General features: G+C 71.4%; 16 protein-coding genes. 8 read left to right on the forward strand and 8 right to left on the reverse strand.

Annotation, left to right across the window (positions count from 1 at the left end):
* Positions 1 to 167: 167 nt before the first annotated feature.
* Positions 168 to 830, reverse strand: a complete 663-nt coding sequence (locus tag AB0I82_RS21945) for a TetR/AcrR family transcriptional regulator (protein WP_363258998.1) — start codon at positions 828 to 830, stop codon at positions 168 to 170.
* Positions 831 to 986: 156 nt separating this feature from the next.
* Between AB0I82_RS21945 and AB0I82_RS21950 the strand changes: the two genes are divergently transcribed.
* Positions 987 to 2,333 (forward strand): acyltransferase, encoded by a 1,347-nt coding sequence (locus AB0I82_RS21950; protein ID WP_363258999.1) that lies wholly within the window; start codon positions 987 to 989, stop codon positions 2,331 to 2,333.
* Positions 2,334 to 2,393: 60 nt separating this feature from the next.
* Here the strand turns inward: AB0I82_RS21950 and AB0I82_RS21955 are convergent, their stop codons facing one another.
* The 7 genes from AB0I82_RS21955 to AB0I82_RS21985 are packed head-to-tail and all read right to left on the reverse strand — an operon-like array spanning position 2,394 to position 7,786.
* On the reverse strand, positions 2,394 to 3,200 hold the full coding sequence (locus tag AB0I82_RS21955; RefSeq protein WP_363259000.1) for an alpha/beta fold hydrolase: 807 nt from the start codon (positions 3,198 to 3,200) through the stop codon (positions 2,394 to 2,396).
* Positions 3,197 to 3,844, reverse strand: a complete 648-nt coding sequence (locus AB0I82_RS21960) for a CoA transferase subunit B (protein ID WP_363259001.1) — start codon at positions 3,842 to 3,844, stop codon at positions 3,197 to 3,199. Before AB0I82_RS21960 ends, AB0I82_RS21955 begins: the two co-directional genes overlap by 4 nt.
* The gene (locus tag AB0I82_RS21965) at positions 3,844 to 4,599 is read right to left on the reverse strand and encodes a CoA transferase subunit A (RefSeq protein WP_363259002.1); all 756 of its coding nucleotides are present in this window, start codon (positions 4,597 to 4,599) and stop codon (positions 3,844 to 3,846) included. The genes AB0I82_RS21960 and AB0I82_RS21965 overlap by 1 nt, the downstream gene beginning before the upstream one ends.
* An 11-nt stretch (positions 4,600 to 4,610) precedes the next feature.
* Entirely contained in the window at positions 4,611 to 4,892 is a 282-nt protein-coding gene (catC, locus tag AB0I82_RS21970; RefSeq protein ID WP_363259003.1) for a muconolactone Delta-isomerase, read from the reverse strand.
* 2 nt (positions 4,893 to 4,894) lie between these two features.
* The gene (gene catA / locus AB0I82_RS21975; protein WP_363259004.1) at positions 4,895 to 5,755 is read right to left on the reverse strand and encodes a catechol 1,2-dioxygenase; all 861 of its coding nucleotides are present in this window, start codon (positions 5,753 to 5,755) and stop codon (positions 4,895 to 4,897) included.
* A gap of 17 nt (positions 5,756 to 5,772) precedes the next feature.
* A complete protein-coding gene (locus tag AB0I82_RS21980; protein ID WP_363259005.1) occupies positions 5,773 to 6,876 on the reverse strand; it encodes an enolase C-terminal domain-like protein in 1,104 nt (367 codons plus the stop codon).
* Positions 6,857 to 7,786, reverse strand: coding sequence for a LysR substrate-binding domain-containing protein (locus AB0I82_RS21985; protein ID WP_363259006.1), 930 nt, complete (start codon positions 7,784 to 7,786; stop codon positions 6,857 to 6,859). The genes AB0I82_RS21980 and AB0I82_RS21985 overlap by 20 nt, the downstream gene beginning before the upstream one ends.
* 233 nt (positions 7,787 to 8,019) lie before the next feature.
* Here AB0I82_RS21985 and benA point away from each other — a divergent pair, with 233 nt between their 5' ends.
* The 7 genes from benA (at position 8,020) to AB0I82_RS22020 (ending at position 16,088) form a co-directional block, all read left to right on the forward strand.
* Positions 8,020 to 9,402 carry a benzoate 1,2-dioxygenase large subunit gene (gene benA, locus AB0I82_RS21990; RefSeq protein ID WP_363259007.1) on the forward strand — a complete coding sequence of 461 codons (1,383 nt, stop codon included), beginning with the start codon at positions 8,020 to 8,022 and terminating at the stop codon, positions 9,400 to 9,402.
* 13 nt (positions 9,403 to 9,415) lie between these two features.
* Entirely contained in the window at positions 9,416 to 9,919 is a 504-nt protein-coding gene (benB, locus tag AB0I82_RS21995) for a benzoate 1,2-dioxygenase small subunit (RefSeq protein ID WP_363259008.1), read from the forward strand.
* A 28-nt stretch (positions 9,920 to 9,947) separates the two neighbouring features.
* A complete protein-coding gene (gene benC / locus AB0I82_RS22000) occupies positions 9,948 to 10,958 on the forward strand; it encodes a benzoate 1,2-dioxygenase electron transfer component BenC (protein WP_363259009.1) in 1,011 nt (336 codons plus the stop codon).
* The gene (locus AB0I82_RS22005) at positions 10,955 to 11,746 is read left to right on the forward strand and encodes a 1,6-dihydroxycyclohexa-2,4-diene-1-carboxylate dehydrogenase (protein ID WP_363259010.1); all 792 of its coding nucleotides are present in this window, start codon (positions 10,955 to 10,957) and stop codon (positions 11,744 to 11,746) included. The genes benC and AB0I82_RS22005 overlap by 4 nt, the downstream gene beginning before the upstream one ends.
* A gap of 30 nt (positions 11,747 to 11,776) precedes the next feature.
* Complete coding sequence (locus tag AB0I82_RS22010) at positions 11,777 to 14,527, forward strand: AAA family ATPase (RefSeq protein WP_363259011.1); 2,751 nt, start codon at positions 11,777 to 11,779, stop codon at positions 14,525 to 14,527.
* Positions 14,528 to 14,577: 50 nt separating this feature from the next.
* Positions 14,578 to 15,210: an alpha-ketoglutarate-dependent dioxygenase AlkB gene (locus AB0I82_RS22015; protein ID WP_363259012.1), complete on the forward strand. Its 633-nt coding sequence runs from the start codon at positions 14,578 to 14,580 to the stop codon at positions 15,208 to 15,210.
* A gap of 83 nt (positions 15,211 to 15,293) precedes the next feature.
* On the forward strand, positions 15,294 to 16,088 hold the full coding sequence (locus AB0I82_RS22020; RefSeq protein WP_363259013.1) for a 3-hydroxybutyrate dehydrogenase: 795 nt from the start codon (positions 15,294 to 15,296) through the stop codon (positions 16,086 to 16,088).
* Positions 16,089 to 16,104: the final 16 nt, after the last annotated feature.

Below are 16,104 nucleotides of genomic sequence, written 5' to 3' on the forward strand. Positions count from 1 at the left end.
CTCCACGGGGGGATGGCCACCCGCGTCTTCGACGGGTGGCGGCGGGCTGCGGGTTAACTCACTAGGTAGTTAATTGCAGCGATCCTGAATCCCCCGCAGGACACTGTCAAGACATCTGGCGGAAACAATTTCCGCACGTGGCGGTGGGTGAGGGAGCGGTCACCCGGTCAGCGGGTGTGGTCGCCCGTCAGATAGCCGAGCACCATGTCGCCGAGCATCGTGCGGTAGTGCTCCCGGCGATCCGCCGCCGTCAGATCGCGCGCGAAGAGCGCGCCGAAGGTGTGCCGGTTCGCGACCCGGAAGAAGCAGAACGCGCTGATCATCGCATGCAGGTCCACCGCGTCCACGTCCGCCGTGAACACACCCTGCGCGCGGCCCTCGTCGAGGATCCGCCCGATCACCTCGATCGCGGGCGAGTTGAGCCGGCCGATCGTCTCCGAGGCGGTGATGTGCTCCGCCTCGTGAATGTTCTCGATGCTCACCAGGCGGATGAAGTCCGGGTGCGCCTCGTGGTGATCGAAGGTCAGCTCGGCCAGCCGGCGGATGGCCGCCACGGGGTCCAGATGCTCGACGTCCAGCTCTTGTTCCTGCTGCCTGATGCCCGCGTACGCGTGCTCCAGCACGGCCGTGAACAGCTGCTCCTTGCTGCCGAAGTAGTAGTAGATCATCCGCTTCGTGGTGTGGATGCGGGCCGCGATCTCGTCCACCCGCGCGCCCGTGTACCCCTGCCGCGCGAACTCCTCCGTCGCGACCTTGAGGATCTCCGCCCGCGTCCGCGCCGCGTCGCGCTGCCGCCCTGCGGCACGGGCCGGCGGATGAACGGCGGTCATACGGCTGGCTCCTCGCGAACGGTCCACTGGTCGGGCCAGTCTAGGCAGAGCCGTCCGGTGCGTGGCGAGGGGCCCGGGCGGCCGCCCATGACCCGTACGACTGATGCAGCGTCAGCTCGACGTGCGGTCGCCACGCAACGTACGTACGGTGTGACGATGAGTGATGTGGCATGGCTGCAGTCCTCCCATTCGTCCCGGCCGGCACACGTGCCCGACCTGCCGGGCGCGGGACCGGGACCGGACCCGGACCGGCGGCTGGCTTGGCTCGACGCGCTGCGGGGCATCGGGGCGCTGATGGTCGCGCTGCACCACGCGGGACCGCGCTATCTGCCCGAGCTGTCCGCCACCGTACTGCGGTACGTCAACCCCGGTACGTACGGCGTCATCGTCTTCTTCCTGGTCAGCGGCTACATCATCCCCGCCTCCCTGGAGCGGCGCGGCTCGCTGCGCCGCTTCTGGGTCGGCCGGATCTGCCGCCTCTGCCCGCTGTTGTGCGTCGCCCTGGCGGCCACGGCACTGCTCGTCCTCTGGGGGCCGGGCCGGCTGCGGGAGGGGCTGGGGGAGCGCGATCCGCTGAGCGCCCTGGTCGCGCACGGGACGATGCTGCAGGATCTGCTCGGGGTGCCCAGCGCGATCAATGTGCTGTGGACCCTCTCGTACGAGATGGTGTTCTACTTCCTGGTCGCGGCGCTCTTCGCGCTGCGGCTGCACCGGCGTTCCGCGCCGGTGGCCCTGGGCCTGGCCGCGCTCGGCATCGCGGCCGGCGGGGCGCTGCCCGTCGCGGCGCTGACGCGGGGGCTGGGCGGCACGACGGTGATCGCGGCGACCGCGCTCGGGGTGGCCGTCGCACTGTGCGCCGTGGCCTTGGGGCGGGCGCCGTGGAACAGGGCCGGTGCGCTGCTCGGGGGCGCGCTGGCGGGCGTCCTGCTCCTCTTCAACGGCCGCATCCCGCCCTGGCAGGGGCTCGCGCTGCTGTCTCTGATGTTCACCGGGACCGTGCTGTACCGGATGGAGCGCGGCCGGCTCGGCCGGGCCGCCGGGCTGTCCGTGGCGGGCACGGTGCTCGCGGCCGCTGTGCTCTCCGCCGCGCTGCACATCGGACCCCGTCCGAACTCGGTCACCGGTGGCGGCGACCCGGCCTCCGCGGTGCGGATCTGGGCGGTCACGGCCGGGCTCGCGCTGCTCACGTTCGGGGCGGCGATGGCCCTGCGGCGGCACCGCGTACCGCGCTGGCTCGCCCACTGCGGGGTGCTCAGTTACTCGCTCTACCTCCTGCACCCGCTCGTCCTGGAGGTGTGCGACCTGGCCGTGCCGTGGCAGCAGCACGACACGCCGCTGCTGATGGCCGCCTATCTGGCACTGCTGCTGCCACTGGCCATGCTCGCGCACCGGCTGGTCGAACTGCCGGGGCAGCGGGTGGGGCGAGTACTCACGGGGCCGCTGGGCGGGCTGCCGCTGCCCCGGGGCGAGCGGGGCGGAGCGCGACCGGCTGCCCTCGGGTGACGCGTGCGGCGTCGGGCCGTCGGTGGCGTGCGGTGACGGCCCGCGTGAAGTGACGCACCGTCAGTGTCCGCGGGTCGCCGCGTCCAGGTGCACCCGCAGTGCCGCGTTCACCGCGTCCGGCCGTTCGACGCCCGCCAGATGGGCGGCGCCCGCGACCTCCGCGAGCGCGGCGCCCGGGATGCCGTCGGCGATCTCCCGGGCGTGCGCGGGCGGCGTCGCCGGGTCCTGGCGCCCCGCGACCACCAGCGTCCGGGCCGCGACGGACCACAGCCCGGACCGCACGTCGTACCCCGCCAGTGCATCGCAACAGGCCGCATACCCGGCCCGGTCCGCGGCTGCGAGATCGCCCAGCAGGGCGGCGCCGCGCGGGCCCGCCGCCGTACCCGGATCGGCGAACCAGCGCCCCGGCGTCGGCTGCAGCAGCGCCGCCGTACCGTGCGCGCGCACCGTGGCGGCGCGCTCCCGCCAGCCCGACGGTTCGCCGAAGCGGGCCGAGGAGCAGACCATCGCGAGCGAGGCGAGCCGGTCGGCATGATGCACCGCCAGATACGCGCCGATCGCACCGCCGAGCGAGATGCCCGCGTAGTGGAAGACGCGCCAGCCATGGTGATCGGCCACGTCCAGCACGAGCCGGGTCAGGTGGGCGACGGTCGTACTGCCGGGAGCCGGGTCCGGCAGCACGCCGACGGGCGAACCACCGTGCCCCGGCAGGTCGAACCGGAGCACCCGGTGGGTCCGGGTGAGTTCGGTCAGCTGCGGCTCCCACACGGTGAGCGAGGTGCCCAGCGACGGGCCGAGCACGAGCGGCGGCGCGCCTTCGGGACCGTCCAGCCGGTGGTGGAGCAGCGCGGGCGCCGGCGCGGTCATGAGCGCTCCAGGGCCGGTACGCGTACCGGCGCCGCGGTACGGGCGACGAGCTCCTCGGGCAGCACGCCCGGCGCGGTTTCCACCAGTACGAGACCGCCCTCGGTGACGTCCAGGACGCCGAGATCGGTGATGATCCGGTGGACGCAGGCCCGGCCGGTCAGCGGCAGCGAGCAGTCGGCGACGATCTTCGGGCTGCCGTCCTTGGCGGTGTGGTCCATGACGACCACGACCCGGCGGGCGCCGTGGACCAGGTCCATCGCGCCGCCCATGCCCTTGACCATCTTCCCCGGGATCATCCAGTTCGCCAGGTCGCCACGGGCCGATACCTGCATGGCGCCGAGGATCGCGGTGTCGATGTGGCCGCCGCGGATCATCCCGAAGGAGAGCGCGGAGTCGAAGAACGCCGCGCCGGGGAGGACCGTGACGGTCTCCTTGCCCGCGTTGATCAGATCCGGGTCGACCTCGTCCTCGGTGGGGTACGGGCCGACGCCCAGCAGCCCGTTCTCGGACTGCAGGACGACATCCACGCCCTCGGGGAGGTAACTGGGCACCAGCGTGGGCAGTCCGATGCCGAGGTTCACATAGTCGCCGTCGCGCAGCTCGCCCGCGGCCCGGGCGGCCATCTCTTCCCTGGTCCAGCCCATCAGGCGCGCACCGTCCTTCGTTCGACCTTCTTGTCCGCCGCCTGAGCGGGCGTCAACTCGACGACCCGCTGGACGAACACGCCCGGCAGGTGCACCTCGTCCGGGTCCAGCGCGCCCGGCTCGACCAGCTCCTCCACCTCCGCGATCGTGACCTTGCCGGCCATCGCCGCGAGCGGGTTGAAGTTGCGCGCCGCCTTGCGGAAGACGAGGTTGCCGTGCCGGTCGCCCTTCGCCGCCCGGACGAGCGCGAAGTCGGTGGTGATGCCGCGCTCCATCACGTACGGCACGCCGTCGAACTCGCGCACCTCCTTGGGCGGTGACGCCTTCGCCACGCCACCGTCCGGCCCGTACCGCAGTGGCATTCCGCCGTCCGCGACGTCCGTGCCCACCCCGGCCGGGGTGAAGAACGCCGGGATGCCGCAGCTGCCGGCCCGCAGCCGCTCGGCGAGCGTGCCCTGCGGGGTGAGCTCCAGCTCCAGTTCCCCGGCGAGGTACTGGCGGGCGAATTCCTTGTTGTTGCCGACGTAGGAGCCGGTCACCCGGGCGATCCGGCCGGCGGCGAGCAGGATGCCCAGGCCGCCGCCGTCCACACCGCAGTTGTTGGAGACCACGCCCAGCCCGCCGGCGCCGCTCTCGTACAGCGCCTGGATCAGCACGTCGGGGACGCCGCTGAGCCCGAAACCACCGACGGCGAACGAGGCGCCGTCCCATGCGTCCGCCACCGCTTCAGCGGCGGTGGCCACGACCTTGTCCATGAACCGCTCCGTCAGGCGTTGATGTCGGAGGGGTGCACGGCCAGTGGCGTCACCTCAAGGGACATGTACGGGAAGAGCGGCAGGCCCCAGAGGATGTCGTGCAGCTCGTCGTTGGATTCCACGTCGAAGACACTGAGGTTGGAGTACTGGCCGACGCACCGCCAGATGTGCGGCCACTTACCGGACTTCTGGAGCTCCTGGGAGTACGCCTTTTCGCGGGCGATCGTGTCGGCCCGCACCTCGGGATCGAGGTCCGCGGGGATGTTCACGTCCATCTTCACTGCGAACAGCATGCTCAGGCCTCCGCCCGGTCCATCACGAAGTTGTAGGTGACCTCGTTGCCCGTGCCGCTCGCGGCGGGCTTCGGGTCGAGGATCAGCTCGGGCTTCACGGCCGAGGCGATGTCGTCCTCGACGTGGCTGCCGCCCCGGAAGTACAGCTGAGTGGTGATCAGCTGGTGGCCGGGCGCGGACACCTTCAGGTGCAGGTGCGCGGGGCGCCAGGCGTGCCATCCGGCGGCGGCGATCAGCTTGCCGCAGGAGCCGTCGGTGGGGATCTGGTACGGCGCGGGCTGAATGGTGTGGATCTTGAAGTCGCCCTGGTCGTCGGCGACGACGGTGCCGCGCAGGTTCCACTCCGGCAGGTTCGGCGCGTACTGCGAGTACAGCCCGTCGTCGTCCGCGTGCCACATCTCCACGTGCGCGCCGGCCAGCGGCTTGCCCTCGACATCGGTGACCCGGCCCTGGAAGAGCAGCGGGGTGCCCGCCTCGTTCTCGCGCATCGGCAGGGTCGTCTCCGCCTCGTGCTTCGGCGAGTCGGGGACGTAGTAGGGGCCCTCGATGGTCCCCTTGCTGCCCTGGCGGTTCTCGTTGGCGACCTCCTCGACGACGTGCTCGATCCACACGTCGAGGAAGAGCGGCCACTCGCCGTCCTGGCCGACGCCGATCAGCCACGCCTTCAGCGCGTCGTACTCCTCGTACGTCACCTTGTGGCGGCGGATGACGTCGTGGACCGCCGAAATGACTTCGGTGGCAAGGGTGTTGACGCGTTCCTTGCTGCTGGCGGCCTGCGTGCGCTGCTTCTGCCGGAACGCCTCGGTCGCCGAAGCGCCGGATGCCGCGGCGGTGGCCTGCTCCTGCGTGGTCGTCTCACTCATGATCATGCTCCTGTCTCTCAGGTGTCCTGGCGGTAGCGGGCGAGCTTCTCGGGATCGAGCTCGATGCCCAGGCCCGCGCTCTCGCGGACCCGCAACGTGCCGTCCTCGATCCGCAGCGGCTCGGCCAGCAGGTCGTCGCTCATGTCGAGGAAGTTGGACAGTTCACCGGCCCGACGGGACGTCAGTTCGTACGCCGATCCGAAGACCGCCGTGCACAACGTGCCGATCTGACCGTCGATCTGATTGCCCATCACGGCTTCGACGCCCAGCCCCTCGCAGAGGTGGTGCACGCGCTGGGAGTACGTGAAGCCCGTACGGGCCGTCTTGATGCTGATGGCCGTCGCCGAGCCGGACAGCAGCTCGCGGGTCACCTCGCCGGGGCGGGTGGCGCTCTCGTCGGCGACGAACGGGATGTCGGTGTGCGAGACCAGCCAGCGGCGGCCCATGACGTCGTCGGCCGGGCACAGCTCCTCGGCGAGGGTGAGGTCCAGGCCGTCCATGGCGCGCAGCGCGCGGGCCGACTCCGACGCGGTCCAGCCGCGGTTGCCGTCGATGTACAGCTCGACCTCGTCGCCCAGCCCCTCGCGCAGCGCCCGGCACGCCTCGACGTCCCGCATGAACGGGCGGCGGCCGACCTTCACCTTGAAGGTGGTGATGCCGTATGTGTCGCGGATGCGTTGCGCCTCGGCGACCATCTGTTCCGGCGGCGCGAAGCCCACCATGTGCGAGACCCGCATCCGGTCGGTGAAGCCGCCGAGCAGTTCGGTCACCGGCAGCCCGACGGACTGCCCGATGATGTCCCACAGGGCCATGTCCACCGCGGACTTGGCGGCCGGATTGGCCACCGTGCGGTTCAGCCGGGCATGGACCGCCTCGCGGGCGGTCGGCGACAGGCCCAGGAGCTGCGGGGCGAAGACCTTCTCGATCACCGCGACGATGGACTCCTGGGTCTCGCCGTAGGTGAAGGGCCGGGGCGGCGCCTCGGCGGTGCCGGTCAGTCCGTCGTCGGTGTGGATCCGTACGAGCACATGCTCGGCGGCCTGCACTTCCCCGCTCGCGAAGCGGAGCGGTTTGGCGTACGGAATGGCGAACGGTATCGCCTCAACTGCGGTGATTTTCACGTGAGTCCTCAATGGGTGGTGCCGAGACGAAGACGTCGTGCGAGGCAAGGACGTCGAGCAGGGTCTGCAACAACGGGGAGTTGTCGTTCTCGCGCCAGGCGAGGGCGAGTCCGACGGTCTCCGCGTCCCGGACGGGCTTGAAGACGACGCCGTCGCGCGAGACCGAGCGGACGGAGTCGGGGAGCAGGGCGATGCCCAGCCCGGCGGCGACGAGCGCCAGCGCGGTCGAGGTCTCGGTGACATCGTGTGCGCAGTGCGGGTAGTAGCCCGCCGCGAGGCAGCTCCTGGTGACCGCGTCATTGACGACGGAGCGGGAGCTCGCCGCGTACATGATGAAGTTCTCGTGGCGCAGCTGGGCGACCTCGGCGGTCTCCGCGTCGCTCAGCCAGTGGTCCTCGGGAACCGCCAGGACCAGCGGCTCCCGGGCGACCTCCCGGCAGACGATGCCCTCCTGGCGGACCGGCGGCCGGAGCATGCCCACGTCGAGGCGGTTCTCGCTGAGGGCCAGCTCCTGCGCCGGGGTCAGCAGCTCGGTGTGGATCTCCAACGCCACCCCCGGCATCTCCTCCTTGACCAGCCGGGCGATCTCCGGGAGCTGCTTGTAGCAGGCGGTTCCGGTGAGTCCCAGCCGCAGGATGCCCTCCGCGCCCTTGGCGAAGCGCCGCACGCGGGAGGTCGCCTCGTCGACGGACTGCAGGATGCGCAGCGCGTCGGTACGGAACACCTCGCCGGCCCCGGTCAGGGCCACCTGGCGGGTGGTGCGGGTGAAGAGCTCGACCCCGAGATCCGCCTCCAGCTGCCGGATCGCCTGCGACAGCGGGGGCTGTGCCATGTGCAGGTTCTCCGCGGCCCGGCCGAAGTGACGGGTCTCGGCGACGGCGACGAAATAGCGCAGGTGGCGCAGTTCCATGAGGGCCTCCTTGGCTCACTGGCCGCCGGATGCGGCTCATCGTAGGCAGCCGTTCTCAGACGAGAGAAATACTCTTTTCCCGCCGATTGATATGCAAGGAATATGGATGAGGCCCTGGGTGAACCCTAGGGAAATGCCCGGGGTGGCGGCGGCACCCCGCTGCCATGGTGCTGAAAAGCGTTCGTAAGGACCCCGACGGGACGACGGGGACCGGGCGCAGGTTTGGAGGGACCATGACGCAGACGTCGGCCGGTACCCGGGCGATCCTGGACGACGCCCTGGTGGAGGACGAGGAGAACGGCATCCACCGGGCGCGCCGGAAGATCTTCACGGACGAGGAGATCTTCGAGCTGGAGATGAAGCACATCTTCGAGGGCAACTGGGTGTACCTCGCCCACGAGACGCAGATCCCCGAGGTCGGCGACTACTTCACGACGTACATCGGCCGCCAGCCCGTGGTGCTCTCGCGGAGCAAGGACGGCGAGCTCAACGCCCTGATCAACGCCTGCAGCCACCGCGGCGCGATGCTCTGCCGCCGCAAGACGGACAACCGCACCACCTTCACCTGTCCGTTCCACGGCTGGACCTTCAACAACTCCGGCAAGCTGCTGAAGGTCAAGGACGGCCGCGGCGCCGGCTACCCGGAGCAGTTCAACAAGGACGGCTCGCACGACCTGACGAAGGTCGCCCGCTTCGAGAACTACCGCGGCTTCCTCTTCGGCAGCCTGAACCCGGACGTGTTGCCGCTCACCGAGCACCTCGGCGAGGCCACGAAGATCATCGACATGATCGTGGACCAGTCCCCGGAGGGCCTGGAGGTGCTGCGCGGCTCCTCCACCTACACCTACGACGGCAACTGGAAGGTCCAGGCGGAGAACGGCGCCGACGGCTACCACGTCTCCGCGACCCACTGGAACTACGCGGCCACCACGGCCCGCCGTTCCTCCGGCGAGTCCGCCAACGACACCAAGAACATGGACGCCGGCAGCTGGGCCCGCCAGAAGGGTGGCTACTACTCCTTCGAACACGGCCATCTGCTGCTGTGGACCCGCTGGGAGGACCCGTCCAACCGCTCGCTGAACGAGCGCCGGGACGAGCTGGTCGCGGAGTTCGGCGAGGACAAGGCCAACTGGATGATCGAGTACTCGCGCAATCTGTGCCTGTACCCGAACGTCTATCTGATGGACCAGTTCAGCTCCCAGATCCGGCACTTCCGGCCGATCTCCGTGGACAAGACCGAGGTCACCATCTACTGCATCGCCCCCAAGGGCGAGAGCGCCGAGGCCCGCGCCAACCGCATCCGCCAGTACGAGGACTTCTTCAACGCCACCGGCATGGCCACCCCGGACGACCTGGAGGAGTTCCGCTCCTGCCAGAAGACGTACCTGGCCGAGGCCGCGCCCTGGAACGACCTCAGCCGCGGAGTGGCCCACAAGATCGAGGGCCCGGACGAGGACGCCAAGAAGCTCGGCATCAACCCCATCGCCAGCGGCGCGCGCACCGAGGACGAGACCCTCTACCCGATCCAGCACGGTTACTGGCTGGACACCATGCGCCGCGCGGTGGCGGCGGAGGACGCGACGGCCCCGCAGCAGGACGACGACCAGAACCGGTAAGGACGGAGAGACCATGACGACCACCACAGATGTCTCCGTCGAGGACATCCGCCAGTTCCTCTACCGCGAGGCCCGCTACCTCGACGACCGTGAATTCGAGAAGTGGCTGGAGTGCTACCACCCGGACGTCGAATTCTGGATGCCGGCCTGGGCGGACGACGACGAGCTGACCCGCGACCCGCAGACCGAGATCTCCCTCATCTACTACGCCAACCGCGGCGGCCTGGAGGACCGGGTCTTCCGCATCCGCACGGACCGCTCCAGCGCCACCAGCCTTCCGGAGCCGCGAACCGGTCACCACATCGCCAATGTGGAGGTCGTCGAGCGCCGCGGCGCCGAGATCGACATCCGCTTCAACTGGCACACGCTGTACTACCGCTACCAGCACATCGACCCGTACTTCGGGACCTCGTTCTACACGGTGGACTTCTCGGGGGAGACGCCGCTGATCACCAGGAAGAAGGTCGTGCTGAAGAACGACTGCATCCACCACGTGGTCGACATCTACCACATCTGATCCCCCCTTCCCCCGAAGCGAGTTCACCATGAGCAGTTATCAGGTCGCCCTGGCCTTCGAAGACGGCATCACGCGGTTCGTCAGCTGCGGACCGGACGAAACCGTCGCCGACGCCTCGTACAAGGCACGCATCAACATCCCCCTCGACTGCCGCGACGGCGCCTGCGGCACCTGCAAGTCCCTGTGCGAGAGCGGGAGTTACGACGGCGGCGACTACATCGAGGAGGCGCTGACCGACGAGGAGGCCGCGCAGGGGTACGCGCTGCCCTGTCAGATGACCCCGCAGAGCGACCTGGTGCTCCGCATCCCCACCACGTCGGACGCCGCGAAGACGGCCGCCGCCGCTCATCGGGCCACCCTCGTCGCGCTGGAGCACCTGTCCGGGACGACCGTCGCCTTCACGCTCGAACTCGACGACCGCGACGCGCTGGCCTTCCTCCCCGGCCAGTACGTCAACATCGCCGTGCCCGGCACGGACGTCACCCGGTCCTACTCGTTCAGCAACGGACCCGCCGAGGGCCTGGTCTCCTTCCTCGTCCGCCTCACCGAGGACGGCGCGATGTCGAGCTATCTGCGGGACCGCGCCCGGGTCGGCGACCGGATCGACTTCACCGGCCCGATGGGCAGCTTCTACCTTCGCGAACTCGCCCGCCCCGCACTGCTGTTGGCGGGCGGCACGGGACTCGCCCCGCTGCTGTCGATGCTGGAGAAGCTGACCACACAGCCGCCCGGACACCCCGTCCACCTGGTGTACGGCGTCTCGTCCGACCGCGACCTGGTTCGCCTGGAGACGCTCGCCGATTACGCCGCGGTGATCCCCGGCTTCACGTACGACTACTGCGTGAAGGAGTACGTGACCGAGCGGCTGGAGCCGAAGCATCTCCACGACGGTGACGTGGACGTGTACGTGTGCGGGCCGCCGCCCATGGTCGAAGGTGTGCGGACGTATCTGCGGGAGCAGGGCGTCACGCCCGCCCACTTCCACAACGAGAAGTTCGCTCCCACCGGAGCCGCCGAACTCGCGGGCGCCGCCCGATGACCCACTTCCCCGGCCGGTTCGCCGGCAAGAAGGCCGTGGTCACCGGCGCGGCCCAGGGCATCGGCGAGTGCGTGGCCCGCCGGCTGGCCGCCGAGGGCGCCGAGGTCGCCCTCGTGGACCGCGCGGAGCTCGTGCACGAGGTGGCGGCGGAGCTGGTCAAGGACGGTGCCACCGCTTACGGGATCACCGCCGACCTGGAGCAGTACGAAGGCGCCGAGCAGGCCGTCACCGAAGCGCACCGCGCGCTCGGCGGCCGGATCGACGTCCTGGTCAACAACGTCGGCGGCACCATCTGGGCCAAGCCGTACGAGCACTACACGCCCGAGCAGATCCGGGCCGAGGTGCAGCGCTCGCTCTTCCCGACGCTGTGGACCTGCCACGCGGCGCTCCCGCACCTGATCGCGCAGCGCTCCGGCACGATCGTGAACGTCTCCTCGGTGGCCACCCGGGGCGTCAACCGCGTCCCGTACGCCGCGGCCAAGGGCGGCGTCAACGGCATCACCTCCGCGCTGGCCCTGGAGGCCGCCCCGTACGGCATCCGCGTCGTCGCCACCGCGCCCGGCGGCACCGACGCACCGCCCCGCCGGGTCGCCCGCGGCCCCGCGGCGGCCGACGAGCAAGAGCGCGCCTGGTACCAGCAGATCGTCGACCAGACGGTGGAGTCCTCGCTGCTCAAGCGGTACGGGAGGCTGGCGGAGCAGGCCGCCGCGATCTGTTTCCTGGCCTCCGACGAGGCGTCCTACATCACCGGATCCGTGCTGCCGGTGGCCGGTGGCGACCAGGGCTGAGCGCCGTGCGAGGCCGCTAATGTGAACACGATGGACGATCACGACGGCGCGAGCTCCCCTCCGGACGGCGCCCGCGAGACGGGCCGGCGGGGCCCCGCGGGCCGGCAGGGCGAGCTGGCCGAGCTGGACCGTCTGCTGGCCGCGGCGCGCGCCGGACACCCCTCGATCGTCCTGGTCGAGGGGGCCTCCGGCATGGGCAAGACCGCCCTGGTCGAGCACTTCCTCGAAGGGCAGGCGTCGGTCCGCGTCGACCGCGCGAACGGGGTCCGCTGGGAGAACGGCCTGGACCTCGGCGTCGCCGAACAGCTCGCCAAGGCCGCGGGCGCCACGCTCGTACCGGAACTCGACCCGGTGGCAGCGGGCCACCGCCTCCACGAGATCTGGAACGCGCGACGCGGCCAGGACACCCTGGTCGTCGTCATCGACGACGCACACTGGGCCGACGCCGCCTCGCTGCGCGCCGTCGCCTCCGCCGTCCGCCGCATGTCCACCGAGCAGGTCCTGGTCGTCCTGCTGGCCGCGGACGACAAGCTGCACAAGCTGCCGGTCGAGGTGCTGGACTTCCTCGCCGCCTACCGGGACAGCGCGCTGCGCCTCGGCCCGCTCACCCCCGAGGACGTGCAGGGCCTCGCCTGGAGCGCCGCCCGGATCGACCTCTCGCTCGCCGCCGCGCGCATCCTGTGCCGCCACACCCGCGGCAACCCCCTGCACATCACCGACCTGCTGCAAGAAGTACCGCCCGGCATCTGGCGGGACTGGCAGCCGGCCCTGCCCGCGCCCCGCCGGTACGCCCACGCCGTACAGCGCCGCCTCGACGGCTGCGGCGCCCAGGCCCGTGCGCTCATCGAGGCGTGCTCGGCGCTGGGGGAGTCGGTGCCGTTCGCGGAGGCCGCCGAGCTGTCCGGCGTCGCGGACCCGCTCGCCGCCGTCGACGAGGCCTGCGCCGCCGGGCTGCTGACCCGCGCCGACGGCCCCGGACTCACCCTCCTCACCTTCCCGCACCCCCTCGTACGGGCCGCCGTGCACGGCGCGCTCGGCCTCGTCGAACGCGGCGACCTGCACCGGCGCGCCGCCGAGACCGTCGAGGACCACGGCCGCCGCCTGATGCACCGGGTCGCCGCCACCCCCGCCGCCGACGCCGAGCTCGCCGACGACCTGGACCGCTTCGCCGCCGACCGGGCCGCCGAAGGCGCCTGGTCACAGGTGGCCGGCGCGCTGGTGGCCGCCAGCCGGCTCAGCCCGGCCCGCGCCACCCGCAGGGACCGGCTGCTGCGCGCCGTGGACGCGCTGGTCGGGGCGGGGGACCGGCCGCAGGCCGAGACCTTCGCCGCCGAGCTGGAGAGCTTCCCGCCCAGCGCCCTGCGCGACTCCGTGCTCGGCTATCTGGCGATCACCCGCGGCCGCCCCGAAGAGGCCGAGGTGTATCTGACGCACGCCTGGGAACGCTGCGACCCGGCCCGCCACCCCGCGCTCGCCGCCGCCATCTGCCAGCGCCGCGTCCTGCACTCGCTCGGCCGCGCACACCCCGCCGAGCTCGTCCACTGGGCGCGCAAGGCCGTCGACCTGGTCGGCCCGATGGAGCCCTCGGCCGTGGAATCGGAGGCCATTCTCGGCCTCGGGCTGGCCGCCATGGGCCGCCCCGAGGAGGCCGCACACGCCTACGACGACGTCCTCGCCCGGATCTCCAGCGGAGCCCAGTCCCAGCGCGTACAGATGGGCCGCGGCTGGATGGACCTGGCCCTCGACGACCCCGAGGCGGCGCGCCGCGAACTGGAAGGCGCGGTACCGACCGGCATCCGCGGCGGCTCCCTGCGCATCTCCCTGTGGGCCCAGGCCTGGCTCGCCCGTACCCAATTCGCGCTCGGCGCCTGGTCCGACGCGCTGCGCACCGCCGACCGGGCCGCAGCGCAGGTCTCCGAGGCCCGCATGGAGCTGCTGCGCCCGCTCGTGCACTGGACCGGCGCCCAGATCCACGCGCTGCGCGGCAACTGGCCCACCGCCCACCACCACGCCCGCCAGGCCACGGCCGACATGCAGCACTACGAGGCGATGGTGGTACCGGCCTGCCTGGCCCGCGCCCAGGTCGCCGAGGCCCGCGGCCAGTACGAACGGGTGACCGCGGCGCTGGAGCCCGTCCTGCGCCTCCGCCACCGCGCGGGCATCGACGAGCCCGGCTTCTGGCCCTGGCAGGACGTCTACGCCAACGCGCTGGTGATGACCAACCGCGTGCCCGAGGCCGATGCGTTCCTGCGGCCCTTCGAGGAGCTGGCCGCCGACCGCGGCCAGCGCTCCACGATGGCCAGGCTCGGCTACGTACGCGGCCGGATCGCCGGCACCGAGGGCGATTTGGACACCGCGCGCGCCCACTTCGAAGGCGCGCTGGCCCACCTGGAGCACCTGCCGCTGCCGTACGACCGGGCACGGGTGAGCTACGCGTACGGGCAGACGCTGCGCCGGGCGGGCAAGCGCAAGGAGGCGGACGCGCTGCTGCAGAACGCCCGGGAGGCGTACGTACTGCTCGGCGCGCGCACGTATGTCGAGCGCTGCGAGCGGGAGCTGCAGGCGGGCGGGCTGAAGCGGGACGGCACGGAGGACTTCTCCCGGCTCACGGCGCAGGAGCGGGCGGTGGCCCGGCTGGTCGCGCGCGGGATGAGCAATGGGCAGGTCGCCTCGGAGCTGTTCCTGTCGGTGAAGACCGTGCAGTACCACCTCACGCACGTGTACGCGAAGGTCGGGGTGCGGTCGCGGGGGGAGCTGGCGGCGGTGTTCCGCGATAGCTGACCGGTAGACGGTATTCGTACAAAAATTCGAACACGGCGTACGCTGGTCACATGGCCACCACGCATCTCCAGAGTTCCCTCTTCGCCGGGACCGACGAGATCGGCCTGCGCTCTCTGGCCGGACTCGCACGCACGGAGCTCGGACTCGGCGCCTGGATCGATGTCCTGCCCGGCTGGCTGACCGGCGCCGACGCGGTCTTCGACGAGCTGGTCGGCACGGTCCCCTGGCACGCCGAGCGGCGCCAGATGTACGAGCGCGTCGTCGACGTGCCACGGCTGCTGTGCCACTACGGCGAGGACGAGGAGCTGCCGCACCCGGTGCTCGCCGAGGCCCGCGACGCGCTCAGCGCCCACTACGCCGCCGAGCTCGGCGAGCCCTTCCGCACGGCCGGACTGTGCTACTACCGCGACGGCGAGGACAGTGTCGCCTGGCACGGCGACCGCATCGGCCGCGGCCGCAACCAGGACACCATGGTCGCGATCCTCTCCGTCGGCGAGCCCAGGGCGCTGGTCCTGCGGCCCCGGGACGGCGGCGCGGCAACCGTCCGCCGCCCCCTCGGGCACGGCGACCTGATCGTCATGGGCGGCTCCTGCCAGCGCACGTGGGACCACGCCATCCCCAAAACGGCCCGCCCGGTCGGCCCCCGCATCAGCATCCAGTTCCGCCCCCGAGGCGTCCGCTGAGGGGCCCGCGCACATGCTCAGGTGGCGTCTTGTGGTCCCGCCCCACATCGGTACGGGGCACCGCCCTGCTTAGGGTGGCGCCCATGAGCGCCATCTCTGCACCAGGCCCCGCCCACGCGCCCGACCTCGGGGGCCGCACCGCACTCGTCACCGGCGCGGCCAGCGGCATCGGCGCCGCCTGCGCGCTGCGGCTGGCCGCGGCCGGCGCCACCGTCCGCGCGCTCGACCGGGACGGCGACGGGCTCGCCCGGCTCGCGAAGCAGGCGGCGGACCTGCCCGGCACGCTCCAGCGGATCACCCTCGACCTCACCGACCTGGACGCCGCCGAGGAGACCGCGGCGGGCGCCGACATCCTCGTCAACAACGCCGGAATCCAGCTCGTCCGCCCCATCGAGGAATTCCCGCCCGACGTCTTCGCGACCGTACTGAAGGTCATGCTGGAGGCGCCCTTCCGCCTGGTGCGCGGCGCCCTGCCGCACATGTACGCCCAGGGCTGGGGCCGCATCGTCAACATCTCCTCCGTGCACGGCCTGCGCGCCTCGCCCTACAAGTCCGCCTACGTCGCCGCCAAGCACGGCCTGGAGGGCCTCTCCAAGGTCGCCGCCCTGGAGGGCGCCGAGCACGGCGTCACCTCCAACTGCGTCAACCCCGGCTACGTCCGCACCCCGCTCGTCGAGAAGCAGCTCGCCGACCAGGCCGAAGCACACGGCATCCCCGCCGAGCGGGTGCTCACCGAAGTACTGCTCGCCGACTCCGCCGTGAAGCGGCTGGTCGAGCCGGCCGAGGTCGCCGACGCCGTCGCGTACCTCTGCAGCCCGCAGGCATCGTTCATCACCGGCACCTCGCTGGCCATGGACGGCGGATGGACGGCGCACTGACCTCGGGGGATGCCGC

This window comes from Streptomyces sp. NPDC050315, assembly GCF_040655775.1.
Classification (GTDB): domain Bacteria; phylum Actinomycetota; class Actinomycetes; order Streptomycetales; family Streptomycetaceae; genus Streptomyces.

Bases quoted from the DNA above. Each gene is read 5' to 3' on its own strand.
- benA (WP_363259007.1), top strand. From the start codon at position 8,020: ATGACGCAGACGTCGGCCGGTACCCGGGCGATCCTGGACGACGCCCTG.
- catA (WP_363259004.1), bottom strand. From the start codon at position 5,755: ATGAGTGAGACGACCACGCAGGAGCAGGCCACCGCCGCGGCATCCGGC.
- AB0I82_RS22005 (WP_363259010.1), top strand. From the start codon at position 10,955: ATGACCCACTTCCCCGGCCGGTTCGCCGGCAAGAAGGCCGTGGTCACC.
- AB0I82_RS21950 (WP_363258999.1), top strand. From the start codon at position 987: ATGAGTGATGTGGCATGGCTGCAGTCCTCCCATTCGTCCCGGCCGGCA.
- AB0I82_RS21960 (WP_363259001.1), bottom strand. From the start codon at position 3,844: ATGGGCTGGACCAGGGAAGAGATGGCCGCCCGGGCCGCGGGCGAGCTG.
- benB (WP_363259008.1), top strand. From the start codon at position 9,416: ATGACGACCACCACAGATGTCTCCGTCGAGGACATCCGCCAGTTCCTC.
- AB0I82_RS21955 (WP_363259000.1), bottom strand. From the start codon at position 3,200: ATGACCGCGCCGGCGCCCGCGCTGCTCCACCACCGGCTGGACGGTCCC.
- catC (WP_363259003.1), bottom strand. From the start codon at position 4,892: ATGCTGTTCGCAGTGAAGATGGACGTGAACATCCCCGCGGACCTCGAT.
- AB0I82_RS21965 (WP_363259002.1), bottom strand. From the start codon at position 4,599: ATGGACAAGGTCGTGGCCACCGCCGCTGAAGCGGTGGCGGACGCATGG.
- AB0I82_RS21985 (WP_363259006.1), bottom strand. From the start codon at position 7,786: ATGGAACTGCGCCACCTGCGCTATTTCGTCGCCGTCGCCGAGACCCGT.
- AB0I82_RS22010 (WP_363259011.1), top strand. From the start codon at position 11,777: ATGGACGATCACGACGGCGCGAGCTCCCCTCCGGACGGCGCCCGCGAG.
- benC (WP_363259009.1), top strand. From the start codon at position 9,948: ATGAGCAGTTATCAGGTCGCCCTGGCCTTCGAAGACGGCATCACGCGG.
- AB0I82_RS22020 (WP_363259013.1), top strand. From the start codon at position 15,294: ATGAGCGCCATCTCTGCACCAGGCCCCGCCCACGCGCCCGACCTCGGG.
- AB0I82_RS22015 (WP_363259012.1), top strand. From the start codon at position 14,578: ATGGCCACCACGCATCTCCAGAGTTCCCTCTTCGCCGGGACCGACGAG.
- AB0I82_RS21945 (WP_363258998.1), bottom strand. From the start codon at position 830: ATGACCGCCGTTCATCCGCCGGCCCGTGCCGCAGGGCGGCAGCGCGAC.